General features: G+C 60.3%; 13 protein-coding genes, 2 tRNA genes and 2 pseudogenes. 10 read left to right on the top strand and 7 right to left on the bottom strand.

The window, feature by feature from the left end; all coding sequences use genetic code 11:
• Positions 1–54 precede the first annotated feature (54 nt).
• From PAF20_RS03455 to PAF20_RS03440, 4 genes are read left to right on the top strand one after another with little or no spacing between them, the layout of a single operon-like run.
• The gene (locus tag PAF20_RS03455; RefSeq protein ID WP_271072352.1) at positions 55–1,092 is read left to right on the top strand and encodes a hemin-degrading factor; all 1,038 of its coding nucleotides are present in this window, start codon (positions 55–57) and stop codon (positions 1,090–1,092) included.
• Positions 1,089–1,970 (top strand): heme/hemin ABC transporter substrate-binding protein, encoded by an 882-nt coding sequence (locus PAF20_RS03450; protein ID WP_271072351.1) that lies wholly within the window; start codon positions 1,089–1,091, stop codon positions 1,968–1,970. The genes PAF20_RS03455 and PAF20_RS03450 overlap by 4 nt, the downstream gene beginning before the upstream one ends.
• Positions 1,970–3,031, top strand: a complete 1,062-nt coding sequence (locus PAF20_RS03445) for a FecCD family ABC transporter permease (RefSeq protein ID WP_271072350.1) — start codon at positions 1,970–1,972, stop codon at positions 3,029–3,031. Before PAF20_RS03450 ends, PAF20_RS03445 begins: the two co-directional genes overlap by 1 nt.
• Positions 3,028–3,819, top strand: a complete 792-nt coding sequence (locus PAF20_RS03440; RefSeq protein ID WP_271072349.1) for a heme ABC transporter ATP-binding protein — start codon at positions 3,028–3,030, stop codon at positions 3,817–3,819. The genes PAF20_RS03445 and PAF20_RS03440 overlap by 4 nt, the downstream gene beginning before the upstream one ends.
• Before the next feature lie 121 nt (positions 3,820–3,940).
• Here PAF20_RS03440 and PAF20_RS03435 read toward each other — a convergent pair.
• A pseudogene (locus PAF20_RS03435) lies at positions 3,941–4,594 on the bottom strand (IS5 family transposase); the annotation flags it as partial.
• On the opposite strand from PAF20_RS03435, the pseudogene PAF20_RS18925 reads away from it, so the two are divergent.
• Positions 4,590–5,030: pseudogene (locus PAF20_RS18925) on the top strand (IS30 family transposase); the annotation flags it as partial. The pseudogenes PAF20_RS03435 and PAF20_RS18925 overlap by 5 nt on opposite strands.
• Before the next feature lie 277 nt (positions 5,031–5,307).
• On the opposite strand, the gene PAF20_RS03430 reads toward PAF20_RS18925, so the two are convergent.
• Both PAF20_RS03430 and PAF20_RS03425 read right to left on the bottom strand, forming a co-directional pair.
• A tRNA-Asp gene (locus tag PAF20_RS03430) sits at positions 5,308–5,384 on the bottom strand.
• 23 nt (positions 5,385–5,407) lie between these two features.
• Positions 5,408–5,484, bottom strand: a tRNA-Asp gene (locus PAF20_RS03425).
• A 269-nt stretch (positions 5,485–5,753) separates the two neighbouring features.
• Between PAF20_RS03425 and tyrS the strand changes: the two genes are divergently transcribed.
• Positions 5,754–6,992 (top strand): tyrosine--tRNA ligase, encoded by a 1,239-nt coding sequence (gene tyrS / locus PAF20_RS03420; RefSeq protein ID WP_271072348.1) that lies wholly within the window; start codon positions 5,754–5,756, stop codon positions 6,990–6,992.
• Between the two features lie 112 nt (positions 6,993–7,104).
• Here tyrS and PAF20_RS03415 read toward each other — a convergent pair whose 3' ends face one another.
• Positions 7,105–7,944 (bottom strand): MmyB family transcriptional regulator, encoded by an 840-nt coding sequence (locus tag PAF20_RS03415; RefSeq protein WP_271072347.1) that lies wholly within the window; start codon positions 7,942–7,944, stop codon positions 7,105–7,107.
• Positions 7,945–8,041: 97 nt separating this feature from the next.
• On the opposite strand from PAF20_RS03415, the gene PAF20_RS03410 reads away from it, so the two are divergent.
• Positions 8,042–8,440: a hypothetical protein gene (locus PAF20_RS03410; RefSeq protein ID WP_271072346.1), complete on the top strand. Its 399-nt coding sequence runs from the start codon at positions 8,042–8,044 to the stop codon at positions 8,438–8,440.
• A 20-nt stretch (positions 8,441–8,460) separates the two neighbouring features.
• Positions 8,461–8,784 (top strand): DUF1330 domain-containing protein, encoded by a 324-nt coding sequence (locus PAF20_RS03405; RefSeq protein WP_271072345.1) that lies wholly within the window; start codon positions 8,461–8,463, stop codon positions 8,782–8,784.
• Positions 8,785–8,941: 157 nt separating this feature from the next.
• Here the strand turns inward: PAF20_RS03405 and PAF20_RS03400 are convergent, their stop codons facing one another.
• The 3 genes from PAF20_RS03400 to PAF20_RS03390 all read right to left on the bottom strand — a co-directional run bounded on the left by PAF20_RS03400 (position 8,942) and on the right by PAF20_RS03390 (position 10,582).
• Positions 8,942–9,403 carry a YaiI/YqxD family protein gene (locus PAF20_RS03400; protein WP_271072344.1) on the bottom strand — a complete coding sequence of 154 codons (462 nt, stop codon included), beginning with the start codon at positions 9,401–9,403 and terminating at the stop codon, positions 8,942–8,944.
• Positions 9,404–9,489: 86 nt separating this feature from the next.
• Positions 9,490–10,083, bottom strand: a complete 594-nt coding sequence (locus PAF20_RS03395; RefSeq protein ID WP_271072343.1) for a peptidylprolyl isomerase — start codon at positions 10,081–10,083, stop codon at positions 9,490–9,492.
• Entirely contained in the window at positions 10,076–10,582 is a 507-nt protein-coding gene (locus tag PAF20_RS03390; RefSeq protein WP_271072342.1) for a peptidylprolyl isomerase, read from the bottom strand. Before PAF20_RS03390 ends, PAF20_RS03395 begins: the two co-directional genes overlap by 8 nt.
• Positions 10,583–10,734: 152 nt before the next feature.
• Between PAF20_RS03390 and PAF20_RS03385 the strand changes: the two genes are divergently transcribed.
• Positions 10,735–11,934, top strand: a complete 1,200-nt coding sequence (locus PAF20_RS03385; protein WP_271072341.1) for a phosphoglycerate kinase — start codon at positions 10,735–10,737, stop codon at positions 11,932–11,934.
• Positions 11,935–11,970: 36 nt separating this feature from the next.
• Positions 11,971–13,239 (top strand): glutamate-5-semialdehyde dehydrogenase, encoded by a 1,269-nt coding sequence (locus tag PAF20_RS03380; protein WP_271072340.1) that lies wholly within the window; start codon positions 11,971–11,973, stop codon positions 13,237–13,239.
• Positions 13,240–13,262: the final 23 nt, after the last annotated feature.

The raw sequence follows: 13,262 nt of genomic DNA, 5'->3' as shown, positions 1-13,262 counted from the left end.
AAGTAATGACGATTCACGCCGAGAAAGCCTGAATCTTCGCTGACGGAGACTGGAATGAACGAACACACCCCGGCACAACTTCGCGACCTGAAGCGCGACTCGACGGTTCGGCCCTACGACCTTGCGCAGCAACTGGGCGTATCGGAGGCAGCATTGGTCGAGGCCGATCTGGGCCACGGTGTGGTGCGTATCGACCCGACGCTTGGCCGTCTGATCCCGGCAATCACGGCCTTGGGTGAAGTTATGGCTTTGACGCGCAACCGCTCTTGCGTGATCGAAAAGATCGGCACCTATAACGACTTCCACGATGGCGATCATGCCGCGATGACGCTGGACCACGAAATCGACATGCGGATGTTTCCGCGCCACTGGGTCCATGCCTACGCCGCCGAAAGCGAAGGCAAGGACGGGACGCGCCGCTCTGTTCAGGTGTTCGATGCTGCAGGTGGCGCGATCCACAAGGCGCACCTGCGCGAAACCTCTGATCTTGCGGCATGGGATCGTTTGCGCACGGATCTGGCCCTGCCCGATCAGGAATCACAGAGTGAATTTACGCAACGCACCGAACCGGAAGGCGCGAAAATCGCAGAAGATCGGGCGGACACGTTGCGTGAAGAGTGGGTCAAGATGACCGACACCCACCAGTTCAATACCCTCGTCCGGCGGCTGAAGATGAACAGGCTGGGCGCCTATCGGGTCGCAGGTGCGCCGCTTGCAAGACGATTGACGCCAGAAGCTGTGCCCCTGCTTCTGGACCGCGTTCAGGAAAGCGGGCAAGGCGTCATGTTCTTCGTCGGCAATGCCGGCTGTATCGAGATCCATTCCGGCACATTCCACAACGTGAAGCCGATGGGTCCGTGGCTGAATGTGCTGGATGAGCGGTTTAACCTGCATCTGCGCGGCGACCACGTCGCAGAGGTCTGGCTGGTCGACAAGCCGACCAAGCGCGGCCCTGCCATCTCGGTCGAGGCCTTTGACGAACACGGCGAGCTGATCTTTCAGTGTTTCGGAATGCGTCCGGAAAAAGGCGGTGATCCTGAAGGCTGGGCGAAACTCGTCGCCGGCCTTCCCTCCCATGAGGTGTCGCAATGAGGCGGCTCGGATACAGAAACCTCGCGCTCGCTTCCACAGTCGTATCCGCTGCGCTTATTTCGACCCCTTCCGTTGCCACCGAACCACATCCCGACGCAAAACGGGTTCTGGCAATCGGCGGCTCCATCACGGAAATCGTCTATGCACTTGGTCAGGAAGACCGGTTGGTCGCGCGCGACACGACATCCAGCTACCCTGCCGAGGCTCAGGAATTGCCCGATGTTGGCTATATGCGGGCGCTCTCGCCCGAGGGGGTGTTGTCGGTCAAGCCTGATCTGATCCTTTCGCAAGAAGGTGCTGGCCCCCCCGAAGCCATTGATGTGTTGAAGCAAGCAGGTATCCCGTTCGAGACAATCGGAGCCGGCGCGGACGCCGAACGACTGGCAGAGAAAATTCAGTCTGTCGCCGATGCCCTTGGCGTGCCGGAAGCCGCCGATGGTCCGGTTGCAAAGCTGGAGGCCGATATGGATAAGCTCGCGCAGGCGACCGATGAAGAACAGCGGAAACGTGTCCTGTTCATCCTGTCGCTTCAGGGTGGAAGGGTCATGGCCGCTGGCCAGGGCACGGAAGCAGACGCCATCATCCGGCTGGCAGGCGCTGACAACGCGGTTCAGGGCCTGGAAGGTTATAAACCCCTAACGGATGAGGCGATAACGGCCGCGGCGCCGGATGTGATCCTGATGATGAATCGTGGAGAGACAACCAGCGACCACGACGCGCCTGACGATCAGCTTTTCGCCATGCCCGCAATTTCGACCACACCGGCGGCCAAGACAAAGTCCGTCATTCGTATGGACGGGTTGTATCTGCTTGGCTTCGGACCGCGCACCGGTCGGGCCGCACTGGAACTGCATAACGCAATCTATGAAGACGGCTGATGGCGTCCATCGACATAAACTCCGCACGGCTGGAAGGTGATCGCCGCCATCTTGGACGGGTGCTTTGCATCTGGCTGGCGCTGCTGCTGTTAACCGTATCGTTGCTTTCGTTGGGTCACGGCGCATCGGGCATCTCGGCCCCGGCTATCGTGGCGGACTGGCTTACGGGCCAGCAGGTGGAAACGACTGACAGGGTCATTCTGCTGAACATCCGCTTGCCCCGCCTGCTGACCGGCATTCTGGTGGGCGCCGCACTTGCCGTTTCGGGGGCGATCATGCAGGGGCTGTTTCGCAATCCGCTGGCCGATCCGGGCTTGCTTGGCGTCAGCGCCGGGGCGTCATTGGGTGCAATCTCTGCCATCGTGCTGGGCGGGATGCTGCCTTGGGCGATCGGTGGGTGGTATCTGGTTCCGATTGCCGCCTTCGCTGGAAGCTGGCTTGCGATGTTCACCCTTTATGGCATCGCGACGAGGCAAGGGCGAACCTCTGTCGCCACGATGCTGCTGGCGGGGATCGCCCTTGCAGCGATGATATCGGCCATCGGCGGGCTGATTATCTATCGCGCCAATGATCAGCAGCTGCGCGACCTGACATTCTGGGGGCTGGGCTCGCTCGCTGGTTCAAGTTGGACAAAGCTGGCCGCCGCTGGACCCGTGATTGCAATCGCGCTGCTCCTTGCGCCAAGGCTCGCCACCGGATTGAACGGCCTTGCTCTGGGGGAGTCCGCGGCCGCGCATGTCGGCATTCGCGTCCAACGCATGAAAACGGCATCCATCCTGATCACCGCTGCTGCGACGGGTGCGGCCGTCGCAATTTCTGGCGGGATTGGCTTTGTCGGGATCATCGTGCCTCATCTGCTTCGGCTGATCTCCGGGCCGGATCACCGCTGGCTGCTGGTAAACGCGGCCCTGCTGGGTGCCGTAACGCTGCTGATTGCCGATATGATCAGCCGCAGCGTGGTCGCCCCTGCCGAGCTTCCCATCGGGATCATCACAGCCATGATCGGCGGGCCATTTTTCATGTGGGTCCTGCTGTCGAATCGCAGGATGCTGGACGGATGAGCCTGATCGCGCGCAGTCTGCGGGTTCGTCTTGGCCGTCGGGATGTCCTTCATTCAGTCGACATGACCGCACGCGCCGGACAGTTAACCGCCATCATCGGGCCGAACGGATCGGGCAAAACGACGCTGCTACGCGCCCTGACCGGAGAGATTGGCGCGGATGGTGGCAGCGTAGCACTGAACGGGGGCGACATCGCGGGGATGGAGCCATCTGAACTGGCGGCAATGCGCGCTGTCCTGCCACAGCATTCCGCACTGTCATTCCCCTTCACCGCGACAGAGATCGTCCGGATCGGCCTGACACAATCCGCGCAAGGAGAGGCCGAGCGAACCGCGCTCATCCGTGCCGCGCTATCGGCGGTCGATCTGCCCGGACATGCAGGTCGCCTGTATCAGGAGATGTCGGGGGGCGAGCAGCAGAGGATTCAGCTTGCACGCGCCTTGGCACAGGTCTGGCGGCCTGAAACGGAAAATGGCCCAAGCTGGCTTTTGCTGGATGAACCTGTCAGCAGCCTGGATATCGCGCATCAGCTGTCGATCATGAATCTTGCGGCAGATTATGCCAGACGTGGGGGCGGCGTCGTCGCCGTGATGCATGACCTGAACCTGACCGCGATGTTTGCCGATCATGTGGTGCTTTTACAGAAAGGCCGGGTGATTGGGCATGGAACGCCACGAGATGTTCTGACGGACGAATTGCTGAGCGAAGCATATGGCTGCCGGCTGGCGGTAAGCCAAACCCCTGCGGAAGGTGTCTGGCTCCTGCCTCAGACAGCCGCTGCGGGATAGGCTGTGTCGTCTTGTTGATAAGGCGCCTCGGAAAACAAATATCCGGTTGAACACCATCGTAAGAATGGCGCGGGCAATGGCGATACGAGGGCGATGAGCGCCTGAACGCTGTGGCGGGCCGTTACCTGTTCCATAGGATGATTGCAGCGATCGTGATGACAGCAAGGTCGTTTCTGGCCGTTTTCTCGTATCGGGTTGCGGCCCTTCGAAACTGTTTGAGCCTGGACAAGCCGCACTCCACGAGATGCCGTTGGGCGTAGAGATCACGGGCGAGCGAATATTTCAGTGCTCGGGACGGGTTGTTGGGGATCACTGCGATGGCCCCCTTGTCCGCGATGATCTGGCGTATGGCGTCGCTGTCATATGCCGTATCAGCCATGACGATGTCGGCGGGCAGGTCGGCGATGAGGCCTTCGGCCTGCGTCGCGTCGCCTTTCTGTCCGGCGGTCAGTGCGAAGCGGAACGGGCATCCAAGCCGCGCACGGCCATGTGCAATTTTGTGCTCAAGCCTCCGCGAGAGCGGCCAATGGCCTGACCTTCAGCCCCTTTTTTCCCCGGCGGCGTGCTGATGAGCGCGAATGATGGTGCTGTCAACGATCAGATACTCGAAATCCGGGTCATCGGACATCGCCTCGAATATCCGCCACCAGACCCACTTGCAGTTCCAGCGACTGAACCGGCGAAACGCCGCATTCCACGCTCCGAACACATCTGGCAGATCACGCCAAGGCGCGCCGGTGCGCACGATCCACAGCACCGCCTCGACAAACAAGCGTCCAAAAATCAGCAAGCTCGCAGCCAACACGTCCTGCGCGACTGCGCTCAGGATTGGCCGTGCGGCCTCGTTGCCATAACGGACGGTATCGCCTTCGGAGAACCCATCGTGGCATGGAAAGGACGGCGGGCCGTTCTCCGGCAAAGCCGACGCTGGTCATCTGCTGGAGTCCGGCGCAGATCTAACGATCCCGGAAGGCGGTCTTCCCCGAATATCCGATCATGCGCATCAGCCATGAAGCCAACTGCCGGGTGCTATAAATTCAATAACACGGGGTACTGAGGCGAGAGCTCTCAGCCTGCCTCCGCTCCGGCCGCGCACTCGACTTGCCCCGCGAACGAGCCCGGAGCCGCGCCAAGCCCTTCATTGACGACGCTTGATAATCAACAACCGCCCGGCGAATATCGGTGACAGGGATGTTTATGGACATTGGGAAGATAAGCAGGCTGGAACGCAAGAAGGTCTTGGCAGAAGAACATCTCGCCAATAGTGGCAAGCTTCGGCATAGCTTTGAGGAGTCGTTCGAAAACGCGATGCGGTTCTTCTCAAATTATTAGAAAATTTGAAACAATTCTGATCTTACTCTGAAAAAACATTCATAACACTGTTTTGGCAGAGCCTTTGCCCTACTTTCGAAATCAGGAGCGTCGAACAACTAATTTATTATTACATTTCAAGAATTTAGATTCAATTATTTAGCAAAAAGTGCAAAATGGCGCGGTTGACGGGGCTCGAACCCGCGACCCCCGGCGTGACAGGCCGGTACTCTAACCAACTGAGCTACAACCGCGCATCATTTTCGGGCGATGGTGGTGGCGCGGTTGACGGGGCTCGAACCCGCGACCCCCGGCGTGACAGGCCGGTACTCTAACCAACTGAGCTACAACCGCATGCTCACCAACCCCGGCATGATCGCCCGCCGGGGTAGCGGGGATTTACGCGGCCCCATCGGACGCGTCAAGGTGCGATTTCGAAAAAATACCGGTTTCGCGTCACACGCGCCTTCGCTGTGGTGGTTATGTCGGACCTGCGCCCCTGCCGTGACGCCCTGTACGCCGCAGAGCGCCACACCCCGCCATCCGCACATGGGCACATACGCGACACGTCTTTTCCTTCTCTGGCCCGCCCGATATATCCAGCCTATCGAAAGGAAACCAATATGGCACCGACCCCCAAATCAGACTTTCTGCGCATCATCATGGAACGCGGCTTTCTGGCCGATTGCACTGATCTGACCGCGCTTGACGACGCTTTGATCGACGGGCCGGTGACGGCATATATCGGCTACGATGCCACGGCGGCCTCGCTGCATGTCGGCCACCTGCTGAATATCATGCTGCTTCGCTGGTTCCAGAAAACCGGCAACAGGCCGATCACCTTGATGGGCGGCGGCACAACCAAGGTGGGCGACCCCTCCTTCCGCAGTGATGAACGCCCCTTGCTGGGCCCGGACCAGATCCAGTCGAATATCGACAATATCCAGAAAGTCTTTGCCCGCTACCTCGACTATGGCGACGGCAAGGCGATGATGCTAAACAATGCCGAATGGCTGGACGGGCTGAACTATCTGGATTTCCTGCGCGATATCGGGCGGCATTTCAGCATCAACCGGATGCTATCCTTTGAGTCAGTCAAATCCCGGCTGGATCGCGAACAATCGCTGAGCTTCCTCGAATTCAACTACATGATCCTGCAGGCCTATGACTTCCTGGAGCAATACCGGCGTTACGACTGCCGCCTTCAGATGGGCGGTTCCGATCAATGGGGCAATATCGTCAACGGCGTCGACCTGACCCGGCGCATTCTGGACCGCGAGGTCTGGGGCCTGACCACGCCGCTGCTGACGACCAGCGACGGGCGCAAGATGGGCAAATCGCAGGGCGGTGCGATCTGGCTGAATGGCGATATGCTGAGCGCTTATGAATTCTGGCAGTTCTGGCGCAACACCACCGATGCCGATGTCGGGCGCTTCCTGAAGCTTTATACCGAACTGCCAGTCGATGAATGCGACCGGCTTGGCGCTTTGCAGGGGTCCGAGATCAACGAGGGCAAGATCCGTCTGGCTAACGAAGTCACGACGCTGCTGCACGGCGCGGAAGCTGCTGCCTCTGCCGAGGCGACAGCGCGTGAGGTCTTTGAACAAGGCGGCGCGGGTGGCGATCTGGAAATCGTGACAATTGCCGCTGACGCCCTGCCCGTCTCGATCATCCAGCTTCTGTCACAGACCGGCATCACCGGATCAGGCAAAGAGGCCAAGCGCCTGATCGCCGAAGGCGGCTTGCGGCTGAATAACGATCCGGTCAGCGATCCGCAGGTGCAGGTCGATGCGGGGATCATCGGGGACGGGCTGAAAGTATCCGTCGGGAAAAAGAAGCACCGGATGGTGCAGATCGGATGAATGGACGGCCGGGATAATTCCCGGCCTTTTCGTTCGCCGAAACGGGCGGAGTTCGACTGGCAGCTATGCGGGACGAAGCGCGCTTTCGGTTCGTCCGCTCGAATGTCGGCATTCATGTTCCGTCGTCGAGCGCCGCCATAATATCCGCCGTTTCCTTGTCCGCCGGGAAGAACGCTTCGATCGCGACCTCAGACAATGTGACGTCGACCGCCGTTCCGAAGACGGTTGTCGTGGTCAGGAAGGTCAGTGGCCCGGCGTCGCTTTTGAGCCGGAGAGGCACCGCGATCGCCTGAGTTTGTCCGAGTACCGCATGATCCGGCCGCCCCGTCCCTGGAAGCGGGAGCGCCTCTAGCTCGTCCCTTAGTCCCGCGAGCACCGGATCGGCGGAGTGCTCGATTTCATGGCCGAGGCGGGTCAGGACGTGATGGCGCCACTCGGCCAGATTGAGGATGCGTGACGCCAGTCCTTCCGGGTGGAGGCTCAAGCGCAGAACATTCACGTCCCCGTTCAGAAGGTGAGGCGCAACGCCAGCCAGCAGGTGGGACACGGCTGTATTTGCAGACAGTAATGTCCAGTGACGATCCACCGCCAGTGCCGGATGGGGAAGGTGGCCGCGCAGGATTCGGTCGATGATTTCCCTCGCCACGGAAAGCTCAGGCACATCCAACGGTCGCTGTGGGAAGAACGGAGCGTAGCCGGCGGAATGAAGCATGACGTTGCGATCCCGCAACGGCACGTCGAGCTGGCGGCTCAGTTCAAGAACCATGTCGCGACTTGGCCGCGACCGCCCGGATTCCAGGAAGCTGAGATGCCGTTGGGAGACGCCCGCGTCGAGCGCGAGCGCAAGCTGGCTGAGGCGGCGGCGCTGACGCCACTGCCTTAACAGGACCCCGATACTGTCCGGATGCGCTTTCATCCCGGTATCGTAACCGACAGCGGCCAGCACGACCATTACCTCTGAGGTAATCGACGCGAGATCATGGCTGCACGATGATCACTCCATCATTTCGCCACCCACGAAGCGTGGCCACCAGTAGATGGAGGGAACCATGACCAAACTCGGACGCCGATTTTCCTTGCAGACCATTCTAGCCCTCGATGCCGCGACCTGCGCGGCAATGGGCATGCTGTTGGTCGTCGCATCCGGGCCGATCGCAGGACTGACGGCGATCCCCGGATTGCTCTTATTCGTTGCGGGCCTGCTTCTGCTGCCGATTGCGGTCTTCATGGCAGTATGCGCCCGAGCCACGACTGTCCCTGCCTGGGCCGTGCAGATGATTGTTGCAGGCAACGTGCTCTGGGTTCTGGGCAGTGTGATCCTGCCAATAACCGAGCTGATCACGCCGAATGGTCTGGGATGGCTCTTCCTTCTGATGCAGGCAGCAGTCGTTGCGCTGCTCGCGGGCCTCGAATGGGCCGCGCGGCCACATGCTGCTGCCGTCGCATGACTTCTGGACAGGAGATTCCAATGACTTGCTATGCCATCGGCCGTCTGCGCAACGTCGAGATGGGCGCAGAGATCGTCGCCTATCTCGAAGCCATTGATGCCACGCTGGCGCCGTTCGAGGGACACTTCATCATTCACGGCGGGAAGAAGCACATGCTCGAAGGAACGTTCGTCGGCGACCTGATCGTGATCGTCTTTCCGGACAATGCGAAGGCCCAGGCGTGGTACACATCCTCGGCCTATCAACACATTAAGGCGCTGCGGACTAAAAACGCTGAAGGCGAAGTATTCTTGATCGATGGCGTGGACGCGGATCACAGAGCTGCGGACATCCTGTCATCCTGAACAACTCCGGAGACGACACGTAGACCGTGCCCTCGCACCATACCTCGAACCAGACATCGGTTCAGCGCGCAGCATCGGTCAAAGAGGGCTCAAAGCGGACATTTTTACTCAAAGCTGTTCGGTCACTGGCCCAGCCATTCCCCGCGCCTAAGGGAGGCTACCCTTTCCCCACCCGCAGCGCCGCCGCCATCACGCGGTCAAGCGACTGCAGAAACCGCGCCCGGTCGGCCTTGCCGAAGCCCTTGCCGCTGCCCTGCTGGAACGGGTTGGCAGAGCGGATATCCTGCGTCAGGTCGCGCGTTGCCAGTCTGGGGCCGATATTGGCAAGGCTCAGCACCTCGCCATTGGGCTCGACCACCTGCGCGCCCGCTTTCAGGCAGCGATCGGCCAGAGGGATATCCGCCGTCACTACCACATCGCCGGGGCCACATTGATCGGCGATCCATTTGTCCGCCTCGTCAGGGCCTTCACTGACGACCACCAGTGATACCAGCGGGTTTTGCGATGGTCTGATACCGCCATTGCACACCAGAATCATCGGGACGCGCAGGCGGGTGGCGACGCGTTCCGCCTCTGCCTTCACAGGGCAGGCATCGGCGTCGATATAAAGGGTCGTCATCGGGGTATCCTCAGGCAGACGGCAATCTGTACCAACCACCGATAAGCAAAGCCCCGCGCTTTGGCGGGGCTTTGTCGTTCGTGGTTTTATTCGGCAACCGTCACGCGCGCCATATAGTCAGGGTTTTCAACCGAACCATTTGCGGCGGCATCGCCCTTCTTGATCGCGTTCAGCACGTCCCAGCCATCGACCAACTGCCCGACGACCGTATACTGCCCGTCAAGGAAGGTCGCAGGCGCAAGGTCGATGAAGAACTGGCTGTTCGCGCTGTTAGGGTCCTGCGAACGGGCCATGCCAACAGTGCCTTGCTGGAACGAAACATCGCTGAACTCTGCCGCGAGATCGGGCAGGTCAGAGCCGCCCATGCCGGCCATCGCGGTATCACCGCCCTGCTTTCCGTGCTGAACATCGCCGGTCTGGGCCATGAAACCATCAATCACGCGGTGAAAGACGACGCCATCATAAGCGCCCGAGGTCGCAAGTTCGGTCAGACGGGCGACATGGTTCGGCGCTTTGTCAGCGTAAAGGTCCAGAACGATCGTTCCCTTTGCTTCACCTGCCGAATCCGCGACCTCGATCACAAGGTTGGGCCCTGGACCATCGGTGACACCTGGCAGACCCTCTGCCGTGGCGGCCGTGGCAGCAAGGGCTAATACCGGCACCAGAATCAAATTACGCATCGGCGGCCACCTTGACCGAGATCATGCGGTCGGGATTCGCTGGCGGCTCACCCTTGGCGATTTTGTCGACATGCTCCATGCCTTCGATCACGCGGCCGTAGACCGTGTACTGACCGTTCAGGAAATGATTGTCCTTGAAGTTGATAAAGAACTGGCTGTTCGCGCTGTCAGGATTTTGCGACCGCGCCGCGCCAAGCGTTCCGCGATCATGCGGCAGCTTCGAAAACTCTGCCTTCACATCAGGCAGCTCCGACCCGCCGGTGCCGCAACGACGCGGATTATAGTCGTTTTCCATATTGCCGTGCTCGACATCGCCGGTTTGGGCCATGAAACCATCAATCACCCGGTGAAAGGCGACGTTGTCGTATTTTCCGGCGCGGGCGAGTTCCTTCATACGCTCGGTATGTTTAGGGGCAACGTCGGGCAGCAGCTCGATCGTGACGGGGCCATCCTTCAGCTCGATAATGATCGTGTTTTCGGGATCCTTGATCTCGGCCATTCCGGGCCTCCTCTGTTGTCAGTCGCACATACAGCTAAACTGTAGTTATGCGCCCTGCAACGCACGATCCCGTCACGGCGGCACCGTCACATAGATTGACGATCCTGTGAGTATGTCCGAAAACCCCGGTCAAACAAGCTTCGGAGGCTGACATGGAATTCCACCGCATCGAAGATCTGGATATGGAAGATAAGGTTGTGCTGACCCGCGTCGATCTGAATGTGCCGATGGATAACGGTCAGGTCACCGACACGACCCGAATCGAGAAAATCGTCCCGACGGTCAAGGCGATTCAGGAGGCCGGCGGCAAGCCGGTCCTGCTGGCGCATTTCGACCGCCCGAAGGGGCAGCGTGTCGATACGATGTCGCTGAAGCAGGTGGTTCCGGCACTGGAAGCAGCACTTGGCCAGAGTGTCACCTTTTCGGAAGAGGCAATTGGCGGCCCGGCCAAGCGCGCCGTCGCGGCGATGCAGAAAGGTGATGTTGTTCTGCTGGAAAACACCCGTTTCTATCCGGGCGAGGAATCGAATGATCCAACCTTCGCCGCATCTCTCGCCGCATTGGGGGAGGTCTATGTGAACGATGCTTTTTCAGCCGCACATCGCGCCCATGCCTCGACCGAGGGGCTTGCCCGACTGCTGCCTTCCGCCGCTGGCAAGCTGATGGAGGCAGAGCTTGATGCCCTGAACGCCGCGCTTGGCGAACCGCAGCGCCCGGTTGTCGCCGTTGTCGGCGGTGCAAAGGTTTCGACCAAGCTGGACCTGCTGTCGAACCTGATCGAGAAGGTCGATCATCTGGTGATCGGCGGCGGTATGGCCAACACATTCCTCGTCGCCAAGGGGATCGAGGTCGGCAAATCACTTGCCGAGCGTGACATGGCTGATACCGCGCGTGAGATACTGCAAAAGGCTGAGAAGACCGGCTGCGCGATCCACCTTCCCGTCGATGTCGTAGTGGCGCGCGAATTCAAGGAAGGTGCTGCATCCGAAACCGTGGCGGTCGACGCATGCCCTGCCGATGCCATGATCCTTGACGCAGGACCACAGACGGTTGAAGCGATCCGTGGGGTGTTTGAATCCTCGAAGACGCTGATCTGGAATGGCCCCCTCGGCGCGTTCGAGATTGCACCATTCGACGCGGCAACAAATGCCGCGGCGCAAGAGGCGGCGAAGCTGACGCGTGAAGACAGGCTGATTTCTGTCGCGGGCGGCGGTGACACGGTTGCTGCGCTGAACAAGGCAGGCATTGCCGAAGATTTCACCTTCATCTCGACAGCAGGTGGTGCATTTCTGGAATGGATGGAAGGCAAGGACCTGCCAGGCGTCGCAGCACTTGCCGATGCGCGACAGTAGGACCATTTAACCCGGACAAACGGGGAAGGAGCAAACATGGACGGCGCGATTGAATCCGCAGATGCGCTTGTCGCCCGAATGGGCCGCGACGCGCGGGACGCAGCAGCCGAACTGGCCTTTGCCAATGCAGAACGCAAACATGCCGCGTTGATCGCTGCGGCAGACGCCGTTTGCACACGCGAAGCCGAGATTCTGCAGGCCAACGCCAGGGATCTGGACTTTGCGCGTGAAAAGGGCCTGTCAGAGGCGATGATTGACCGGCTGACACTGACGCCGGATGGGTTGCGCGGCATTGTCGACAGCCTGCGCGCCATCGCGGAACAGCCCGACCCGGTCGGGCGTGTCCTGTCAGAATGGGATCGTCCGACCGGCCTGCATATTCAGCGTGTCTCTACCCCGCTTGGTGTGCTGGGCGTCATCTATGAAAGCCGTCCGAATGTTACCGCCGATGCAGGCGCGCTTGCACTGAAATCGGGAAATGCTGTGATCCTTCGTGGTGGCAGCGATTCCATCAACAGCTCTGCCGCGCTGCACGCCTGTATGGTCGAGGGCCTGCGTGCCGCCAAACTGCCCGAGGCTGCGATCCAGATGGTCACGACGCGCGACCGCGAGGTGGTGGCCGCCATGCTGCGGGCGCAGGAATGGATTGATGTCATTATCCCGCGCGGTGGCAAGGGTCTGGTCGGACTTGTTCAGCGAGAAGCGCGGGTTCCGGTTTTCGCCCATCTCGAAGGCATCTGCCATATCTACGCAGATAAGGACGCCGATCTGGCCAAGGCGCGCCGCGTCGTGCTGAACGCAAAGACCCGCCGCACAGGTGTTTGCGGCGCTGCGGAATGTCTGCTGATTGATCGGGGCTTTTTCGACAAGCACGGTGACGTTCTGATCCGCGACCTTCTGGACGCTGGTGTCGAGGTTCGCGCTGACGGGGAACTGTCGCAGATCGCTGGAACGAAGCCGGCTTCGCCCGATGATTTCGGCAAAGAGTTTCTGGACAGCATCATCGCGGTGCGTCTGGTGGAAGGGGTCGATGGCGCAATTTCGCATATCCGCGAAAACGGATCGGGCCACACCGAGTCGATTCTGACGGAGAATGACGCGACAGCCGAACGCTTCTTCCAACGTCTGGACAGCGCCATCCTGATGCGCAACGCCTCAACCCAGTTCGCCGATGGTGGAGAGTTCGGCATGGGCGCGGAAATCGGCATCGCCACCGGCAAAATGCATGCGCGCGGACCCGTCGGCGCGGATCAGTTGACCAGCTTCAAATATCTGGTGACTGGCGACGGCACGACGCGCGATTAGCGCCATTAATCGCGATGCTCGGA

It is taken from the genome of Paracoccus albus, assembly GCF_027913035.1.
Classification (GTDB): Bacteria; Pseudomonadota; Alphaproteobacteria; order Rhodobacterales; family Rhodobacteraceae; genus Paracoccus; species Paracoccus albus.
This window is presented reverse-complemented; position numbering and strand designations above follow the sequence as displayed.